At 53.3% G+C, this 20,161-nt stretch carries 15 protein-coding genes; 7 read left to right on the top strand and 8 right to left on the bottom strand.

Annotated elements, in window-relative coordinates:
* Positions 1-52 precede the first annotated feature (52 nt).
* The 5 genes from serS to lrp all read right to left on the bottom strand — a co-directional run bounded on the left by serS (position 53) and on the right by lrp (position 7,586).
* Complete coding sequence (gene serS / locus NQH49_RS06830) at positions 53-1,345, bottom strand: serine--tRNA ligase (protein ID WP_008102413.1); 1,293 nt, start codon at positions 1,343-1,345, stop codon at positions 53-55.
* 99 nt (positions 1,346-1,444) lie between these two features.
* On the bottom strand, positions 1,445-2,791 hold the full coding sequence (locus NQH49_RS06825; protein WP_256696086.1) for a replication-associated recombination protein A: 1,347 nt from the start codon (positions 2,789-2,791) through the stop codon (positions 1,445-1,447).
* A 7-nt stretch (positions 2,792-2,798) separates the two neighbouring features.
* Entirely contained in the window at positions 2,799-3,410 is a 612-nt protein-coding gene (gene lolA / locus NQH49_RS06820; RefSeq protein ID WP_256696084.1) for an outer membrane lipoprotein periplasmic chaperone LolA, read from the bottom strand.
* Between the two features lie 175 nt (positions 3,411-3,585).
* Positions 3,586-6,972, bottom strand: a complete 3,387-nt coding sequence (locus NQH49_RS06815) for a DNA translocase FtsK 4TM domain-containing protein (protein ID WP_256696083.1) — start codon at positions 6,970-6,972, stop codon at positions 3,586-3,588.
* 119 nt (positions 6,973-7,091) lie between these two features.
* Positions 7,092-7,586, bottom strand: a complete 495-nt coding sequence (gene lrp / locus NQH49_RS06810) for a leucine-responsive transcriptional regulator Lrp (protein WP_006118610.1) — start codon at positions 7,584-7,586, stop codon at positions 7,092-7,094.
* A gap of 519 nt (positions 7,587-8,105) precedes the next feature.
* Between lrp and trxB the strand changes: the two genes are divergently transcribed.
* The 5 genes from trxB to infA all read left to right on the top strand — a co-directional run bounded on the left by trxB (position 8,106) and on the right by infA (position 14,007).
* Positions 8,106-9,071 (top strand): thioredoxin-disulfide reductase, encoded by a 966-nt coding sequence (trxB, locus tag NQH49_RS06805; RefSeq protein WP_256696082.1) that lies wholly within the window; start codon positions 8,106-8,108, stop codon positions 9,069-9,071.
* Positions 9,072-9,216: 145 nt separating this feature from the next.
* Positions 9,217-10,986, top strand: coding sequence for a heme ABC transporter permease/ATP-binding protein CydD (gene cydD / locus NQH49_RS06800; protein ID WP_256696080.1), 1,770 nt, complete (start codon positions 9,217-9,219; stop codon positions 10,984-10,986).
* On the top strand, positions 10,986-12,716 hold the full coding sequence (gene cydC / locus NQH49_RS06795) for a heme ABC transporter ATP-binding protein/permease CydC (protein ID WP_256696079.1): 1,731 nt from the start codon (positions 10,986-10,988) through the stop codon (positions 12,714-12,716). Before cydD ends, cydC begins: the two co-directional genes overlap by 1 nt.
* Positions 12,717-12,749: 33 nt before the next feature.
* Positions 12,750-13,442 (top strand): leucyl/phenylalanyl-tRNA--protein transferase, encoded by a 693-nt coding sequence (gene aat / locus NQH49_RS06790; protein WP_036647907.1) that lies wholly within the window; start codon positions 12,750-12,752, stop codon positions 13,440-13,442.
* Between the two features lie 346 nt (positions 13,443-13,788).
* Complete coding sequence (gene infA / locus NQH49_RS06785; protein WP_002211347.1) at positions 13,789-14,007, top strand: translation initiation factor IF-1; 219 nt, start codon at positions 13,789-13,791, stop codon at positions 14,005-14,007.
* Between the two features lie 89 nt (positions 14,008-14,096).
* Here infA and clpA read toward each other — a convergent pair whose 3' ends face one another.
* Both clpA and clpS read right to left on the bottom strand, forming a co-directional pair.
* Positions 14,097-16,376, bottom strand: a complete 2,280-nt coding sequence (gene clpA, locus NQH49_RS06780; RefSeq protein ID WP_008102430.1) for an ATP-dependent Clp protease ATP-binding subunit ClpA — start codon at positions 16,374-16,376, stop codon at positions 14,097-14,099.
* 55 nt (positions 16,377-16,431) lie between these two features.
* Entirely contained in the window at positions 16,432-16,752 is a 321-nt protein-coding gene (clpS, locus tag NQH49_RS06775) for an ATP-dependent Clp protease adapter ClpS (protein ID WP_007887621.1), read from the bottom strand.
* Positions 16,753-17,075: 323 nt separating this feature from the next.
* Here clpS and cspD point away from each other — a divergent pair, with 323 nt between their 5' ends.
* Positions 17,076-17,303 carry a cold shock-like protein CspD gene (gene cspD / locus NQH49_RS06770; protein ID WP_007887624.1) on the top strand — a complete coding sequence of 76 codons (228 nt, stop codon included), beginning with the start codon at positions 17,076-17,078 and terminating at the stop codon, positions 17,301-17,303.
* Positions 17,304-17,395: 92 nt separating this feature from the next.
* Here cspD and NQH49_RS06765 read toward each other — a convergent pair whose 3' ends face one another.
* A complete protein-coding gene (locus NQH49_RS06765; RefSeq protein WP_256698387.1) occupies positions 17,396-19,036 on the bottom strand; it encodes an ATP-dependent nuclease in 1,641 nt (546 codons plus the stop codon).
* A 137-nt stretch (positions 19,037-19,173) separates the two neighbouring features.
* Here NQH49_RS06765 and NQH49_RS06760 point away from each other — a divergent pair, with 137 nt between their 5' ends.
* Positions 19,174-20,070 (top strand): LysO family transporter, encoded by an 897-nt coding sequence (locus NQH49_RS06760; RefSeq protein WP_256696077.1) that lies wholly within the window; start codon positions 19,174-19,176, stop codon positions 20,068-20,070.
* The last annotated feature ends 91 nt before the right edge of the window (positions 20,071-20,161 follow it).

Genomic DNA, 20,161 nt, shown 5'->3' with positions numbered 1-20,161 from the left:
GCTTAAGAAACAAAAAACCCGGCATTGCCGGGCTTATATCATTGCGCGTTAATTAGCCAACGAATTCCAGTCCGCCCATATAAGGACGTAACACTTCTGGCACTTCAATGCGGCCATCTGCTTGCTGGTAGTTTTCCAGCACAGCGACCAAAGTACGACCAACCGCCAGACCAGAACCATTCAGCGTATGCACCAAACGTGGTTTCTTGTCGGTTTTGCTGCGGCAGCGTGCCTGCATACGACGAGCCTGGAAATCCCCCATGTTGGAGCAAGAGGAGATCTCACGATAAGTGTCCTGAGCTGGCAGCCAAACTTCCAGGTCGTAAGTTTTGGCAGAGCCGAAGCCCATATCGCCGGTGCAAAGCAGCACTTTACGGTATGGCAGATTGAGCAGCTGCAGCACTTTCTCTGCATGGCCGACCAACTCTTCGAGTGCGTCCATAGAAGTTTCAGGCGCTACAATCTGCACCATTTCCACTTTGTCGAACTGGTGCATACGGATTAAACCGCGCGTATCCCGTCCGTAAGAACCGGCTTCAGAACGGAAGCATGGCGTGTGTGCGGTGAGTTTGAGCGGCAAAGATTCTTCTTCAACGATTTCATCGCGCACCAGATTGGTCAGCGGCACTTCAGCGGTTGGGATCAACGCATAGTTGCTGCTACCTGCTTCTTCGCCCAGCGGCTTGGTATGGAACAGATCTTCACCAAACTTTGGCAGTTGACCGGTTCCATACAGTGTTTCCTGATTAACCAGATACGGAACATAGGTTTCAAGATAACCGTGCTGCTGCGTGTGCAGGTCAAGCATAAACTGGCTAAGCGCACGGTGCAGACGCGCAATCTGGCCCTGCATGACAATGAAACGTGAACCCGTCAGTTTCACCGCTGCGGCAAAATCCAGACCTTTTGCGGCTTCACCCAACTCAACATGGTCTTTTACCGGGAAATCGAACTGGCGTGGCTGGCCCCAGCGGCTGACTTCCTGGTTCTCGCTGTCATCTTTACCCAACGGGACTTCGTCAACCGGGAGATTTGGCAATGCGAGGGCAAAGTCACGAATTTCGTTTTGCAGGGCATCCAGTTCTGCTTTAGCCGCATCCAGGCGTTCGCCCAGTGCGTTCACTTCCTGACGCAGCGGCTCGATGTCTTCCCCACGTGCTTTGGCCTGACCGATGGATTTGGATCGGGAATTACGCTCAGCTTGCAGATTTTCAGTTTCTACCTGCAAGACTTTACGACGCTCTTCGAGCGAACGTAAGGTTTCCACATCCAGTTTAAATCCTCGGCGTGCCAGTTTTTCTGCGACTGCGTCTGGCTCGTTACGCAGCAGGTTGGGATCGAGCATGCTAATCCTGTGTAATAAAAGGTTGATTGAACGAATGGCGGGACTTGCATCCCTATGGAATGCAATGAAATCCTTGCTCACCTTACCGTAAGGTGTTTATCAGCGGTAGCGTTTTATCGGGCTATTTTGATCCTGCTCAGCCAGCCAGGCGAGTTTTTCGCCAATTTTCCCTTCAAGCCCGCGATTCGTCGGTTGATAGTAGCGTGTCTGCGCCATTTCTGGCGGGAAATAGACTTCGCCAGCGGCATAGGCGTTAGTCTCGTCGTGCGCATAGCGATACTCTTTACCCAGCCCCATCTCCTTCATCAATTTGGTCGGCGCATTGCGTAAATGTTCCGGCACATCGTAGTCAGGAAACTCGCGCGCATCGCGCATCGCGGCTTTGAACGCGGTGTAAACGGCATTACTTTTGGGTGCGCTGGCAAGGTAGACAATCGCCTGCGCAATTGCCCTTTCGCCTTCAGCTGGACCGACGCGAGTGAAGCAATCCCAGGCCGCTAACGCAACCTGCATGCCGCGCGGATCGGCGTTCCCGACATCTTCCGAAGCGATAGCCAGCAAACGGCGCGCGACATACAGCGGATCGCCGCCGGCGGTGATGATTCTTGCATACCAGTAAAGTGCCGCATCGGGTGCTGAACCACGTACCGATTTATGCAGAGCGGAGATCAGATCGTAGAAACGATCGCCTTTGTTATCGAAACGCGCCGCTCTTTCACCGGAAACTTCGTTAAGCAATTGTGGCGTTAATTCACGCTGGCCTTTGGCGTTGCTCTCAGCCATATCCGCCATCATTTCCAGCGTATTCAGTGCCCGACGCGCATCCCCGTTCACCAACTCTGCAATCATGTGGCGCGTATTATCCGGCAGCACAATATCGCTTTTGCCATAACCGCGATCGTCATCCTGCATCGCCTGCAGCAAAACCTGTTCGATATCAGCAGTGGTGAGAGATTTGAGTAAATAGACACGAGCACGCGATAGCAGCGCCGAGTTGAGCTCAAACGAGGGATTTTCGGTGGTGGCACCGATAAACGTGATGGTGCCATCTTCAATATGTGGCAGGAATGCATCCTGCTGACTTTTGTTAAAGCGATGAACTTCGTCGACAAACAGAATGGTGCGTCGGCCCACCTGACGATTTTGCCGGGCGCGCTCTATCGCTTCACGAATCTCTTTGACGCCAGAAGTCACCGCAGAAATCCGCTCAACATCAGCTTTACCGTAATGGGCGATGATCTCGGCTAATGTTGTTTTCCCTGTCCCCGGCGGTCCCCACAAAATCATCGAATGCAGATGCCCAGCCTCAATAGCGCGCGGCAGCGGTTTACCAGGCGCCAGCAAATGCTGCTGCCCAATGTAATGTTGCAGCGTAGCTGGCCGCATACGCGCGGCCAGCGGCTGAAACTCATTCGAAGGTGCAAAATCCAGAGACAGGTTACTCACCGAGACCTCACTGACGTTGATCGTCCACCGTTACCCCTTTTGGCGGCGTAAAGGTGAATTTGTCTGGGCTAATGGCACCGTTGTTTTGGCTCTTCAGCTGATAATCGCTGTGCTGACCATCTTGCTCAATCGCGCTGAACTTATTGATGGTGCCAGACGATGTCACATTGATGGTGAACTGCTTGAGGTTGCCATCACTGCTTTTCGGCGTTAGCTCGAAATTATCGCCCTGCTGCTTAATATTGTACTGTTTCCAGTCACTTGGTTGGTTACGCGCAATCAGCATAAACGGCGTATTGCTGGCCGCTTTTTGCAGCAGGCTAACACTCGCTTGTTCAACGAAGGGATTGTAGAACCATAGATTTTTGCCATCAGAGATAATTACACTTTCGTCCGGCGCGGTCATGTGCCAGTTAAACAAACTTGGGCGCTTAACCCACAGCTCACCTTCACCATCCTGCACGTTGGCGCCGCTGCCATCGGTCACTTTCTGACTGAAGCTGGCATGGAAGCTGTTCACCTTATTGAGACGCTGTTGCAGATCGCTGGACGCATCCGCCAATACTGATGCGGAAACAAAACTGGCCAACAGGCCACAGGCAATAACGCGTAATTTCATCTGATTCGATTCCTTATTCATTGTTTCCCGACACTTACTGCATTAAACGTAGTTGTCGTCCTGTCTCTTCGACAGGAGAAAAAGCCGAAAGCTCCCGAAGATATGGGGATCGACCAACAGATAAACAATGGGCCAGTGTTAACTGGCCCATAAGCAGACAATCGCACGCGATAATTTACATTTCGTGTGGCGGCGGTGAAAGCACTTCACGGTTGCCATTGTGTCCCGGTTCAGAAACGATGCCCTGCGCTTCCATCTGCTCGATGATGCGTGCAGCACGGTTATAACCAATACGGAACTGGCGCTGAACCCCAGAAATGGACGCCCGGCGTTTTTCCACCACGAAAGAGACCGCCTGATCGAACAGCGGATCCAGCTCTTCATCACCCATCATACCGCCAGCCGCGCTATCACTCTCTTCACCAGCGGTGATGCTTTCGATGTATTGCGGGCGACCGCGTGCTTTCCAGTCCTGAACGACCGCATGGACTTCCTGGTCGCGCACGAATGCACCGTGCACGCGCACTGGCATTGAGGAGTTTGGCGGCATGTACAGCATGTCACCCATGCCCAGCAGCGATTCCGCACCGCCTTGATCAAGGATGGTGCGTGAGTCAATCTTACTGGAAACGGTAAAGGCGATACGCGTCGGGATGTTGGCTTTGATCAGACCGGTAATCACATCGACCGACGGACGCTGTGTCGCCAGCACCAGGTGAATACCCGCCGCACGTGCTTTCTGTGCCAGACGAGCAATCAACTCTTCAACCTTCTTACCGACCGCCATCATCAGATCGGCAAATTCGTCGACCAGTACCACGATATAAGGCAGTTTTTCAAGCACCGGCGGCGTGGTATCCATGCTATCGCCCGGCTTCCAGAACGGATCGGGAATTGGTCGGCCCATCGCCGCAGCCTGCTCAATCTTCTCGTTATATCCGGCAAGATTACGCACGCCCAGCGCAGACATCAGCTTATAGCGACGCTCCATTTCACCGACACTCCAGCGCAGCGCATTGGCCGCATCTTTCATATCAGTAACCACTTCGGTCAGCAGATGCGGAATGCCTTCGTAGACTGACAGCTCAAGCATTTTCGGGTCGATCATGATAAAGCGCACTTCTTCCGGCGTGGCTTTATACAACATGCTAATGATCATGGTGTTAACGCCCACCGATTTACCGGAACCAGTGGTACCGGCAACCAGTAAGTGAGGCATTTTCGCCAAATCAGCCACAACCGGCTGGCCAGCAATGTCTTTCCCTAATACCACTGCAAGCGGTGACGGATTTTCACGGAATTTAGGACAATCCAGCACTTCGCGCAGATAAACTGTTTGACGATGTTTATTTGGCAGTTCAAGCCCGACATAAGGCTTACCTGGAATGACTTCCACCACGCGCACGGCAACCGCTGACAGTGAACGCGCCAGGTCACGCGATAAGTTAGAGATACGTGAAGCTTTAACGCCTGGCGCTAAGTCGAGCTCAAAACGGGTGATGACCGGCCCAGGCGAAATACCTACCACTTCCGCCTTCACACGATAATCAGCCAGTCGAGCCTCAACCAGTCGCGCCGTTTGCTCCAGCGCAAACATATCCACCGGCTCTTCTTCTGCCGGTGGTGACGTGAGCAGATCCAGCGTTGGCAGCGGCGTAGAAGGTTTTTCCAGTGGCTGTTCATGGCGAACCAGGAACGGATGGAACAAGCTATCCTGTGCTGGCGCTGCAGGTTTCACTGGTGCAGGCGGCGCAGAATAGGCTTCCTGTTCCGGTGACGACCACGGGCTAGATTCAGCACTTAATGAAGGTAATGACGCAGGCTCCGGCGCAGCAGGTTGCTGCCACTGCGCGGGTTCTTCCGGCTCTGGCGTTGCAGAGATCGTAAATAGCGGCTCGCTTGGGCTGTCGTCGACCAGATCTTTCATTGGCGAAAAATCAAACGCAGACGAGGTATCCAGATTAAAGACCGGCGCTTCTTTCACATCAGATTCGTTATAGCGTTGCTGCTGCTGAATGGCGAACTGACGTGCCAGTTGAGCCTGCTGCAATGCATCCTCATCTTCAGGCTCAGACGCGCCCTGCCAGCTTTCACCGTAACGATTCTGCTGCTGTGATGCGAAGGCTTCACGCAACTGCGCCTCTTGCAGCTCAACATCATCCTCCTGAGGAGGAACGCTGTAAGACGCGGTGACTTCCGGCTGTTGCTGCTCAGCATCTTTAGCCTGCTCTTCCGCCATACGCTGCGAAGGCAACTTGATACCGTACGACGCTAACTCGCGTCGAGTTGGCAACTTAACCTTATTCGGACGCGGCAATTCTGGGCCAATGCCCTGCTTCACCTGCGGGTTGTAATCACGCTCAGGCACGATATCGAAAGCAGGCGAATAAGCAGCTGTTGAAGATGCTGCTTTTACTGCTCCCGCAGCCAGTGAAGCGGCGGCGACACTGTTTAAAGGCGCTGAAGATGAAGCGGCATCCTGCCAGTTGCCCATACTTGGGCCTTCATCGTCATCAGCCGGCGAAAACGGCGAAGGTGCCGGTTCATTTGGCATCTCGAAACGATAGAGCGGCGTAGAAGGTTGCGCGATCGGATCGGGCGCCGCAGCGACAGGCTGTGGAACCGACGTTGGCTGGGCAGCAGATTCTGCAACGCGCGGCATCGCGACGGGTTCTGCAGGTGCACTTGTCCCAGGCTGCGCGACGGCTGGGCTTTGCTGTGCGGCTTGCGTGGTAACCGCAATCGCAGCAGCAGTTGCCGCACTGGCCTTCGCCAGCAGCGGATCGTCGCCCAACTCTGCAGCAACGGGTTCGCTGATCTTGCGCGGTTTGGCTAACAAGACATCGTCTTCTTCATTTGCAGGCTGTAAAGCAGGCATTGAAGGCGACGCCTCATCAGCCTGCTCTTCGTCGTCGTATTCTTCTTCCTGCCAGGGTTCATCATGGCGTGAACGGTTGCTGGCAAAGGTCAGAACACCCATCACCACGCCACCGATCTTCTCGGCAATCGTCAGCCATGACCAACCGGTGTAAAGGGTGATCCCGGCAGCCCAGACGCACAGCAGCGTTAAGGTGCCACCAGCCGAACTGAACCAAGGTGCCATTGCATTGCTGACCAGGCTGCCAATGACGCCGCCGGAAGCAAAATACCAGATGTCATCTACGTTGAGCGCCGCAAGACCACAGGTTGTTACCACCAGCGCCAGTACGCCAATCAGACGTAAACCCACGGCAAAGTAGTCGATGTAATCCTGGCGATCGCGTTGGCGGAAGGTGATCCAACACAGACCAATAATGACGGGAGGAATGGCGTAAGCCATCACGCCAAAAATGAACAATAGCGTATCGGCCAGCCATGCGCCGACGCTACCACCCAAATTATGGATAGGTTCGTGCCATGCGGTTTGTGACCAGCTTGGATCTGAAGGGTTAAAACTAACCAGCGACACCATCAAATAGATGGCGAACAAGGCCACAAGAATGAGCAACGCTTCCAGCAGACGACGTCCACTGCTCAGCGGTTGTAACGAAACATCTTTATCTTCTGTATATTCCTGGCTCAAGAGAACTCTCCAGGTGCCTGTAAATTAAGAAGGCAACAACGCCGGGCATGCCCGACGCTGGTCCTGTATGAATTCACAGGAGTGTACCGAAATCCTGCAAGCTTTGCACCTGCCCTGCACTACCGGGTTTTGATCACCAGACGATTGCTCTGTTTGACCTCTTCCATCACCACGTAAGTACGGGTGTCGTTTACGCCCGGCAGACGCAGCAAGGTTTCGCCCAGCAGTTTACGATAGGCGGACATATCCGGTACGCGGGTTTTCAGCAGGTAGTCAAAGTCACCGGAAACGAGGTGACATTCTTGAGTTTCCTCAAGTTTTTGCACAGCGGCGTTAAATTGCTCAAACACATCTGGTGCACCACGATTCAGAGTAATCTCAACGAAAACCAGCAATGAAGCATCCAGATAATGGGGATTGAGCTGCGCGGTGTAGCCCAGAATGAAGCCTTGACGTTCGAGGCGGCGTACGCGCTCAAGACAAGGCGTTGGCGATAATCCAACACGTTTGGAAAGCTCGACATTGGAAATTCGACCGTCTTTCTGCAGTTCATTCAGAATATTTCTGTCGATACGATCTAAATCTTTTCCGGGGCGTTTCTTATTGTCTACCATTATTATTGTCTCTCTTAATTCCTTCCCTTTACCTGCCACACCCTGAAAACGCTCATTGTTCAGGGCCTTACTGAAGTGAAGACCATAAGCCTGTGCAGTAACGCGTCCATCCGTATGACGCATGTTGTCTGTCCACATCATGCGTCACTACCAATGTCAGGCTGAGTTTATTCGGCTAAAAAGGCCAAAACAGAAATGAAATTCTGTTTTGAATCGCTAAATATTCTCTGCTTCTCCCAATGTTTTCGCAAAAGCGCAGGCGATTGTCAAAGTAAAACATCCAAATTCAGTACAAGATGCCAGATAGAGTTCTGGGTTGCTGTTTTTAAATGAGAATTTTTATGCTGCTGCACCACTAATTGCCGAGCATTGCCCCCTTTTGGCGCAACGCGCGTGCAAAATTTACACTCATCGTCTACGCCGCTCGCAGTGATTGTTAACAAAATTGCTGAAGCCTTTTTTTGCGACGTTAATTTCCCTACAATCAAAAACTATGTTGTCAGAAAAATTGAGGAACGCATGAGTACGGCCAAACACAGTAAGCTGCTCATTCTGGGCTCCGGCCCTGCCGGTTACACTGCTGCGGTATATGCAGCGCGCGCTAACCTGAATCCGGTATTAATCACCGGGCTGGAAAAAGGGGGTCAGCTCACCACCACCACCGAGGTGGAGAACTGGCCAGGCGATGCAAACGATCTGACCGGTCCAGCGTTGATGGAACGCATGCAAGAGCATGCTGAGAAATTCAACACCGAGATCATTTTTGACCACATTCATACCGTCGATTTGCAGAACCGTCCGTTCCGTCTGGTCGGCGACAGCGGTGAATACACTGCAGATGCCTTGATCATCGCAACTGGCGCCTCAGCGCGTTATCTCGGTCTGCCATCAGAAGAAGCGTTCAAAGGCAAAGGCGTATCTGCTTGCGCGACCTGTGATGGTTTCTTCTACCGCAACCAGAAAGTTGCCGTGATTGGTGGAGGCAACACTGCCGTTGAGGAGGCACTTTACCTGGCTAACATTGCCGCTGAAGTGCATCTGATTCACCGTCGCGACAGCTTCCGCGCGGAGAAAATCCTCATCGACCGTCTGATGGAAAAAGTGCGTAATGGCAACATCGTGCTGCACACCGATCGCACGCTGAACGAAGTGGTCGGCGATCAAATGGGCGTGACAGGCTTGAAACTGCTTTCTACCAAAGGTGAAGCGGCGGAATCAATCGATGTCGCTGGTCTGTTTGTTGCTATCGGCCATAGTCCAAATACCGCAATCTTTGATGGTCAGCTGGATTTAGAAAATGGCTACATCAAAGTGCAGTCTGGTTTGCATGGTAACGCCACTCAAACCAGCATCCCAGGCGTGTTCGCTGCCGGCGATGTGATGGATCATATTTATCGCCAGGCCATTACCTCTGCCGGTACCGGCTGTATGGCTGCGCTGGATGCGGAACGCTTCCTTGATGGACTGGTTAAAAACGATAAGTAAGTTGTTAATAACCTGATCATAATCGCCTAAAGGCGGCCAGTTTTGGTCGCCTTTTTTGTTACCTGCGTGCTACAGTTCACGCGCCCGACATTGCTGGGTTTTCATCCGGGATTCACATCTCTTTTGAGTTACCAAACGGCATCGCATGAACAAATCACGGCAACAAGAACTTCTTCGCTGGCTCCGTCAGCAACGTCATCACGGTGCGCGCAACTTGCGTGTGGCTTCGCTGTTGGGTTTTGCTGGCGCACTGGTCATTATCGCCCAAGCCTGGTTACTGGCTTCACTGCTGCAAAATCTGGTGGTCGCGCAACAACCTCGCGCCTCACTGCTCACCGATTTTCTGTTGCTGCTGCTGTGCTTTGTCTTACGTGCTGGATTGCATTACGCCCGCGAAATGGCAGGACATCGCGCTGGCGTCGCCATTCGCCGTACGCTGCGTCAGCAGGTTCTGGATCGCCTCAATGTGCTCGGTCCCGCCTGGATTCAGGGTAAACCCGCAGGCAGTTGGGCTACGCTGCTGCTCGAACAAATCGAAGAGATGCAGGAATACTACGCGCGCTATTTGCCACAAATGTCGCTAGCTGTCTTCATTCCGTTAGCTATTTTGATCGCCATTTTCCCGATTAACTGGGCGGCAGGATTGATTCTGCTGGTGACCGCGCCACTGATTCCTCTGTTTATGGCGATGGTTGGTATGGGCGCGGCGGATGCCAACCGCCGCAACTTTGTTGCTCTCGCAAGGCTGAGCGGTGATTTTTACGATCGTCTGCGTGGACGTGAAACGTTGCGCCTGTTCTATCGCGGCGCGGCAGAGCAAGAGGCAATTGCCGCCAGCACCACCGATTTCCGTCAACGCACCATGGAAGTGTTGCGCCTGGCGTTTCTCTCTTCCGCCGTGCTGGAGTTTTTTGCCTCACTGGCGATTGCTGTCGTCGCGGTCTATTTCGGTTTCTCTTACCTTGGCGAACTGAATTTTGGTCATTACAGCACCGGCGTAACCCTGTTTGCCGGTTTCCTGGCATTAATTCTGGCACCTGAATTTTTCCAGCCGTTACGCGATTTAGGCACTTTTTATCACGCCAAAGCGCAAGCGATTGGCGGAGCTGATGCGCTGGAACAGTTTCTCCGTGAAAGTCCCGACCCAACCATAGAACACGCTTCTCGCGAGCTTTCCCTCACGGCACCGCTTCATCTTCATGCTCAGGATTTGGTGGTAATGACCGCCAGCGGTGAAGCGCTGTCTCAATCACTAAATTTTACTCTCGACGCCGGTAAACGCGTGGCGTTGGTAGGACAAAGCGGCGCAGGGAAAACCGCGCTAATGAACGTCTTACTGGGTTTCCTGCCTTATCATGGTTCGCTGCAGATCAATGGACAGGAGCTCCGCGATATTAGCCGTGATAGCTGGCAAAAACATATCGCCTGGGTTGGCCAAAATCCCCATTTACCCGCGCAAACGCTGCGTGAAAATCTGCTGCTCAATAGCCGCATTGATGACGCTACGCTCATGTCGGTTCTACAACGCGCGGGCGTTGATGAGTTTTTAGATCGTCTGCCACAAGGATTAGAAACCGTTTTAGGCGATGGTGGCGTGGGCCTTTCCGTTGGGCAGGCGCAGCGTATCGCCGTAGCGCGTGCCTTGCTTAAACCCGCACAACTGCTGCTGCTTGATGAGCCCGGTTCCGGACTGGATAGTCAGAGCGAGCAGCATGTCATCAATGCCTTGCAACAAGCAGCCACTCAGCAAACCACGCTGATGATCACGCACCAACTTAACGAGCTCGCGAGTTGGGATGAAGTGTGGGTGATGCAGGCGGGGCAACTGGTGCAACAAGGCCATTGGCAGGAGCTGATTGAACAAGATGGACCACTGCGGGAAATGGCGCAGCATCGTCAAAAGGAGATCGTGTAATGAACAATTTATTGCCTTTCCTGCGTCTTTTTAGCCGTCATCCATGGCGTTTAGGGCTTGGCGTTGTTCTTGCCATCGTCACCTTGCTTGCCAGTATTGGACTGCTGACCTTATCCGGCTGGTTTCTCGCCGCCTCTTCGCTGGCGGGCGTAACAGGACTTTACACGTTCAACTACATGCTGCCCGCTGCCGGCGTGCGCGGCGCAGCGATCACCCGCACGGCCGCGCGTTATTTTGAGCGTCTGGTGAGCCACGATGCCACCTTCCGCGTGCTACAACATTTGCGCGTGTTTACCTTTGGCAAACTTATCACCCTCGCGCCAGAACAGCTGGCTCGTTTTCGTCAGGGTGAATTACTCAACCGCTTTGTCAGCGACGTCGATACACTCGATCATCTCTACCTGCGTGTGCTCTCGCCGTTAATTGGCGCAGCCGTAGTGATTGTGGTGGTCACCTGCGGTTTGGCGCTACTGGATGTACCCTTAGCTTTGCTGCTCGGCGGCATTATGCTACTGACGCTGTTGCTCATGCCGCCGCTGTTCTGGCGGCTTGGCACTTCAGCCGGACACCAGATTGCCCAGCATCAGGCCAGCTGGCGCATGCAGTTGACGCACTGGATTACCGGCCTGTCTGAGCTGAAAATTTATGGCGCTGCAGATCTGTGGCGCGCCCAGCTTGATAAAGAAGAACTTAACTGGCAACAGGCGCAACGCAGGCAACATCGCCTGCAGGCGCTGGCGCAAAGCCTGCTACTGGTCATCAGCGGCACGACGGTGACGCTGTTGTTATGGATTTCCGCCAATGGCGTGGGGGGAAACAGTACACCAGGCGCATTTATCGCGCTGTTTGTGTTTTGCGGACTGGCGGCATTTGAAGCGCTGACCCCGGTTGCCGGTGCGTTTCTGCCACTGTCGCATGTGACCAGCGCCGCTAAGCGGGTACAGGAAATCATTGAACAGCCCGCTGCGATACATTTTCCTCACGCTAAAATCAGTAGTGCTTCAGGTATTAACCTGAAAATGGAAAACATCAGTTTCAGCTATCCGCAGCGTCCTGAACCGGTGTTGCAGCATTTCTCTCTATCGCTAAATGCAGGCGAACATCTGGCGCTGCTCGGTCCAACCGGCTGCGGCAAATCCAGCCTGCTGGCGCTGATTACCCGAGGTTGGGAAGCGCAACAAGGTTCGATTAGCCTGAACGACAGCGATATCGCTTTATGGGACGAAGCTTCGCTGCGCAGCCGTATTAGCGTGGTAACACAGCGCGTGCATCTGTTTAGCCAAACGCTACGCGACAATTTGTTGCTGGCAAAACCGGATGCCAGCGATGAGCAACTGGTTGATGCATTAAACAAGGTCGGTCTGGCTCATCTGGCCGAACACAACGAAGGATTGAACGCATGGATGGGCGATGGCGGTCGACCGTTATCTGGCGGTGAACTGCGTCGCCTGGCAATTGCGCGCGCTCTGCTGCACGATGGCGATTTGTGGCTGCTGGATGAACCCACTGAAGGTCTTGATGCCAGCACCGAGCAGCAGATTCTGACGCTATTGCAGCACGTCACCCGTGGTAAAACGCTAATTATGGTGACGCATCGCTTAAGCGGTTTAGATGCCATGGACCGTATTTGCGTTATGGATCAAGGACAGATTATTGAATCCGGTTCGCACGCCGAATTAATCTCAAAAGCAGGCCGCTACTGGCGTTTCCATCAGCGCTTTACGCTATAGTCTTAGCCAACAGCCCTGAGTGTGATTGACGCAATGAGACTGATACAGCTTTCACGAGATTCATTAAATTTCCCACCACCGGAAATGGCGCTGCGCGAGCCCAATGGATTATTGGCGATGGGCGGCGATCTCTCCCCTGCTCGCCTGATGAATGCTTATCAGCGTGGCATTTTCCCGTGGTTTTCTCCGGGCGATCCGATTCTTTGGTGGTCGCCGGATCCCCGCGCGGTAATGCTGCCAGAATCCTTCCATCTCAGCCGCAGTATGGCGCGCTTCCATAAGCGCTCACCGTATCGCGTCACCATGAATCATGCGTTTCCGCAGGTGCTGGAAGGCTGTGCCAGTGGTCGACAGGAAGGCACGTGGATTACGTTTGAAGTGAAACGGGCGTGGTTGCGATTGTATGAATTGGGTCATGCCCATTCGATCGAAGTCTGGTGCGATCAGCAACTGGTCGGCGGGATGTATGGTTTGGCGCTGGGGCAAATTTTTTGCGGTGAATCGATGTTTAGCCGTCAGGAAAATGCCTCGAAAACCGCGCTCTGGGTTTTTGCGCAACATTTTCTCGCGCATCAGGGCCGGCTGATTGATTGTCAGGTGCTGAACCCGCATACCGCTTCCCTTGGTGCGGTTGAAATTCCTCGCGTCGATTATCTACAGTACGTGCAAACACTGGCGTGGCAACCGGTTTCCGAGAGTTGCTGGCAAACACAAACCCTTTTTTGACATCGGTCACCGATGTTTTGCACACAATTCCCGACAAAAGTGATACAATAAGCGAGTTTGGTATGTCGTCCGCGCTTCGCTGTGGCGAGCCGGAATTGCCAGGTTGGGAATCTCACACATTTCCCGAAGCTGTTTTGATTGTGCAACTGATGCCGATTGCTACAGATTCTTAGCCCGCTAATCCCCCGCAGACGTCAAAAAACACCCTAATTTATCCGTACTGCACGCGCAACGGCGCGACGCACGGCGAAGCGTTGGCAAAATCATCAACGGTTCTTTACATAAATCATGGAATTCGGCATTATCTTGCCGGTTCAACAGTTTGGTAGTACACCCAGAGGATTCGATGGCCAAAGAAGACAATATTGAAATGCAAGGTACCGTACTGGATACGTTACCGAACACCATGTTCCGCGTAGAGCTTGAAAACGGGCACGTGGTTACCGCTCATATCTCCGGTAAAATGCGCAAAAACTACATCCGCATCCTGACGGGCGACAAAGTGACTGTCGAGTTGACCCCGTACGACCTGAGCAAAGGCCGCATTGTCTTCCGTAGTCGCTAAGTAAATATTCACATCTCGCGATGGTTATATTTACATAGCGCGAAAAAAGGCCGGATTCGCATCCGGCCTTTTTCATATCTGCATTTCGCTTAGTGCACAGTACCTTCGGTTTTACGTTTCTCCGCACTCAGGAAGTGGTAAGTAAGCTGGTTTTTATCTTTATCCAGCGCTACTGATACCGATCCACCATCAACCAGTGAACCAAACAGCAGTTCATTCGCCAACGGTTTCTTCAGGTTTTCCTGTACGGCACGTGCCATCGGACGTGCACCCATCGCTTTGTCGTAACCTTTATCAGCCAGCCAATCGCGCGCGTCATCGCTAACTTCCAGTGATACGCCCTTCGCATCCAGCTGAGCCTGCAACTCGACGATAAACTTATCCACGACCTGATGAATCACTTCCTGAGACAGGTGACGGAACCAGATAATGTTGTCGAGTCGGTTACGGAACTCTGGCGTAAAGATCTTTTTGATCTCTTCCATCGCGTCGGTACTGTTGTCCTGATGAATAAGGCCAATCGACTTACGTTCAGTCTCACGCACACCGGCGTTGGTGGTCATCACCAGCACCACGTTACGGAAGTCTGCTTTGCGGCCGTTGTTATCGGTCAACATACCGTTGTCCATCACCTGCAGCAGCAGGTTGAAGACATCCGGGTGCGCTTTCTCGATTTCATCCAACAGCACCACAGCGTGCGGATGTTTAATGACCGCATCGGTCAGCAAACCGCCCTGATCAAAACCAACGTAACCCGGAGGCGCACCAATCAAACGGCTGACGGTGTGACGTTCCATATACTCAGACATATCGAAACGCAGCAGCTCGATACCCAGCGCTTTCGCTAACTGGACAGTAACTTCTGTTTTACCAACACCGGTTGGGCCCGCAAACAGGAAGGAACCAACCGGTTTACGATCCTGACCCAAACCTGCACGACTCATCTTGATCGCTTCAGTCAGTGCTTCAATCGCATTATCCTGACCAAACACCAGCATCTTCAGACGATCGCCGAGATTTTTCAGCGTATCGCGATCGGTTGCTGACACGCTCTGCTCAGGAATACGCGCAATGCGCGCCACCACCGTTTCGATATCCGAAACGTTGACGGTTTTCTTACGCTTACTGACCGGCACCAGACGCGCACGCGCACCGGCTTCGTCGATCACGTCAATGGCTTTATCCGGCAGATGGCGATCGTTGATATATTTCACCGCCAGCTCCACCGCCGCACGTACCGCTTTCGCGGTATAACGCACATCATGGTGCGCTTCGTACTTCGGCTTCAGCCCGTTAAGAATCTGCACGGTCTCTTCCACAGAAGGCTCGGTAATATCGATCTTCTGGAAACGACGCGCCAGCGCACGATCCTTCTCAAAGATATTGCTGAACTCCTGATACGTGGTTGAACCCATCACGCGGATTTTACCGCTGGAGAGCAACGGTTTGATCAAGTTTGCCGCATCGACCTGGCCACCCGATGCCGCACCGGCACCGATAATGGTATGAATTTCATCAATAAACAGGATGCTGTTACTGTCCTGTTCCAGCTGTTTTAGCAGCGCTTTGAAACGTTTTTCAAAATCACCACGGTATTTGGTACCCGCCAGCAGCGAACCGATGTCGAGTGAATAGATGGTGCACTCTTTCATCACTTCCGGTACGTCGCCCTGCACAATGCGCCAGGCAAGTCCTTCAGCAATCGCGGTTTTACCCACGCCCGATTCGCCCACTAGCAGCGGGTTGTTCTTACGACGACGGCATAATACCTGAACAGTACGTTCCAGCTCTTTATCGCGGCCGATCAGCGGATCGATTCCGCCGACACGAGCAAGCTGATTAAGATTGGTGGTGAAGTTTTCCATACGATCCTCCCCGCCTGCTTGCTCTTCGTTAACCGGATTCTCCGCATTGTTCTGCGGCTGGCCGGGTTCGTCTTTACGCGTACCATGGGAGATGAAGTTCACCACATCGAGGCGGCTCACTTCGTGTTTGCGCAGCAGATAAGCCGCTTGCGACTCCTGCTCGCTAAAAATCGCGACCAGCACGTTCGCACCTGCGACTTCGCTGCGACCGGAAGACTGGACATGGAATACCGCACGCTGCAACACGCGCTGGAAGCTGAGCGTAGGTTGGGTATCGCGCTCCTCTTCACTGGCAGGCAGCACCGGCGTGGTTTGTTCGATGAAGGCTTCGAGTTCCTGACGCAGAGCCACGATATCCACCGAGCAGGCTTCCAGTGCCTCTCTGGCCGACGGGTTACTGAGCAATGCCAGCAACAGATGCTCGACGGTCATAAACTCATGACGGTGCTCGCGCGCTCTGGCGAAAGCCATATTTAAACTGAGTTCCAGTTCTTGATTGAGCATTTGGCACCTCCCCCAATTATCGCTCTGACAACCTATCTCCTATATGGAGATGGCTTCAGGCTTTTTCTAGCGTACACAGCAACGGATGTTCATTATCTCGTGCGTAATTGTTCACCTGGGCTACTTTGGTCTCCGCCACTTCTGCAGTGAATACACCACAGATTGCTTTTCCATGGTAGTGAACTTTCAACATCAGCTGCGTTGCACGTTCAATATCATAAGAAAAGAACTTTTGCAGAACGTCAATAACAAATTCCATAGGTGTATAATCGTCATTATTGAGAATGACTTTATACATTGAAGGCGGCTTTAACCCTTCGCGTACTTTATCTTCGGCTAGATGTTCAAAATTAAGCCAGTCGTTTGTGTTTGCCATAATGTTCCGTCGAAATTCTGCGTTACGGTTGTGCAAATCTCTGCGCCCAATCCTAGAGTTTAACATGCCTGTCAAGCCGGTTTTCAGTTGATAAAAACTGGCCCTAAAAGCACATGCGCGACCTGTATCACAAAATTTGCAATAGCGTTAACTGCCTCAAATTTTGATGAATTTATCCGCGTCCGCCAGGGCCGTTTGCTTGACGATAAGGTCCGTTTCTCTACATTCTACTAACACAAGCTGATTGAGTTTTAAACAAACTCGACTCACAGCTTCAATGACCTCACCTACTTATCAAAATGTCTTGCGAGGGAAGTAAAAGCATGGAGACGGGTACAGTAAAATGGTTCAACAACGCCAAAGGCTTCGGGTTTATCTGTCCGATTAGCGGCGGCGACGATATCTTCGCACACTACTCCACGATTCAGATGGAGGGATACAGAACGCTGAAAGCTGGCCAGCAGGTTCAGTTTGATGTCCATGAAGGACCAAAAGGCAATCATGCCAGCCTGATCGTGCCCTGTGAAGCCACGCAAGCCGCGGTCGCTTAACGCGCATGCTGTTTCACATATTCTGACCACTCCCGAAAAAAAATGCCAGCCGCAGACGCTGGCATTTTTATTTGGCGCATCTTACCCTTTCCTCAATCCGCCCGACCGCGCGCCAACCACATCACGTGCGCAAACAGCTGATCCAGCAACGGCGGAATCGCCTGTGGCCCGCGTTCAGCCGAAACCATCGCGACGGCAATCGCCAGCTCAGGTTTCGAGCTGTGCTGAATGGCTTTACTAATAATACGCCGCGTATTCATCGGCGCGTTTAACGGCAGGTGCGCCGTCTGGTGATAAACATCGCTGAAACCCTGCTTGTAGAGAAAATGTTCGATATCCGGTGCCGGAAATTGCGTGAGATGATCGCTTTCCCGCGCCGCTGATGGCAGCTGACTGCGGGCGGTAGCCGCATATTTGCTGCCCGCCTGGTCGCCATCGGTCAGCACATGCCAGGCGATGCCCATGCGTTGGGCAAACTTCAGCAGCGGTTTCAAACCCGATTGCGCAAACTCAATCACTTTCACCCCTTCTGCGGCGAAGTGATAGCCACGCTGCCGCGCCAGCTCATTAATAATCCACACTTCGGTTTCGCCTTCCACCAGCAGCCAGCAGCGGGCAAACAGCGCCGAAGGACGATTCACGCGGATATGGAAACCGATACGGCGGCTCTCTTCAGCACTTAAACCTTCGGGCCCAATACGCCATGCCGCCACGCGCGCGGGTTCGCGCACCAGCCGACAGATATTCTCCAGCGGCACCTGCGATAACAGTTCGCCCGAGTTGGTGGTGGCGATTTTTTGCAGCGGCATCAGCTCCAGTAAATTCCACGCCACCGACAGCATAATGGGATGCAGCCGCGTCTCCGGATCTTCCACCAGCAGCAGCGGATGCGCGCCTGCTGGCAGCGGTTCGTTGCCGTGCGCCTGAATCAACAGCGAGAACATACGCAGCAAAATCACCTGACGACTGCGCGATTCCGTACCGGCAATCAGGTGGTTTAGTTTATCCAGCGATCGCCAACCTTCGCTGCCATCACGAACTTCCGGTGCCACGCGCGGCGCGCTACTGCCTGACTGCTGCACCAGAAAATAGTGTTCCAGCAGCTGCTGCATGGTGTGCAACCCCTGACGCAACAGATCGTCGCTTAGCATTTGTGGCCGCACCACCAAATCACGCGTCAGATTTTCCACTTCCTGTGCCAGTGCCGTCAGCGTCGTCGCGCGGCGTTCCACATCGCTGTCAGCATGGCGGTTACGACGGCCAAAACGCGCATCGCGTAAACGCAATACCGGATAAAAAGCGCGCAGATGTGCCAGCGCCGCGTCGGTGCCCGCCAGCGGCAACACATCGTTATGTTGATCGATGAAACGCCAGGTGGTTTTTACACCCTGATCCTGACGTTTAGCGCGGGTGCTAAAACGAATATAGCGGCCGTGCTCATCGTGCTGCCAGAAGGGCTGAAACAACGCGCTTTCATCATTGCTTTGGGCGCGAAAACGAAATACCAGCTGCAACTGACGCATGCGGGCATCAATATCTCCGGGAGGAAAGTGGAAGTCGTGTTCAGTGAATTGATAGGGTTCGGCGGCGGGTGCCAGCAACAGCGTTAAGGCATCGAGTAGGCTCGATTTACCCCAGGCGTTTTCCCCAATCAGCAAATTTGTGTTGGTCAACGGCAATGACAGCCGGTTAATACCGCGAAAACCGTGAATATCGATATGTTCCAGAATCATCATACATTCCATCCGATGCTTTGCCTGAGCATGGTCCGCCACGCTGCGTTGGTCAAGTCAGCGCCGGGGGAAAAGGTTTACACTTCAACCGTTTTTCGCTAGCGTGGCAGCCCGCCAATCATGGATAGAAACCTCATATGTACGGATTGATTATCATCCTTTTGCCGCTGATTTTCGGCTATCTGCTGCCGCTGCGGCACACCACACTTTTACACGCGGTTGGCCGCACGTTGAGCGCGCTGGTCTACATCATTCTGTTCTTTATGGGCACCAGCCTGGCGTTTCTCGATAACCTGAGCAGCAATCTGCTGGCCATTTTCCACATCGCGCTGGTAAGTATGCTGAGTATTCTTGCCTGCTCGCTGCTGGCGCTGTGGCTGCTGGAGCGGCGCTGGCCGTGGCGTCATCAGCACAAACCTCAAGCGCTGCCGTCAAGGCTGCATATGGCGCTGGAATCGCTTAAGCTGTGCGGTTCGGTGCTGGCGGGCTTTCTGCTTGGTTTGAGTCAGTGGGCGCCGCTGCGTCACGCCTCGACCATCAGTGAATACGCGTTGATGCTGATGCTATTGCTGGTCGGTATTCAGCTGCGCAGCAGCGGCATGACGCTGCGTCAAATCACCATCAACCGGCGTGGCATGCTGGTGGCGCTGGTATCGCTGTGCAGTGCGCTGGTGGGCGGCGTGATTGCCGCGCTGCTGTTAGATCTGCCGCTTAAAACTGGCCTGGCGTTAGCCAGCGGCTTCGGCTGGTATTCGCTTTCCGGCATTTTGATGAGCGAATCGTTCGGCCCGGTGATAGGCAGCGCCGCCTTCTTCAACGATCTGCTGCGAGAGCTGATCACCATTATGCTGATTCCGCTGCTGATAACGCGTCAACGCAGCATGACGCTGGGCTTGAGTGGCGCGACTTCAATGGATTTCACCCTGCCGATTCTGCAACGCACCGGCGGCATGGAGATCGTGCCCGCTGCGATTGTGCACGGTTTTATTATGAGTTTGCTGGCACCGATCCTGATCGCCCTGTTCTCGGCATAACGCATTTTTTCACGCCTGCACGCCAGCTTCATCGTCTACGCTTTCTGACTGACACGTTTTCGCCATCGGCATGGATGGCTCAACACCAGAA

Source organism: Pantoea trifolii, from assembly GCF_024506435.1.
GTDB lineage: Bacteria > Pseudomonadota > Gammaproteobacteria > Enterobacterales > Enterobacteriaceae > Pantoea > Pantoea trifolii.
This window is presented reverse-complemented; position numbering and strand designations above follow the sequence as displayed.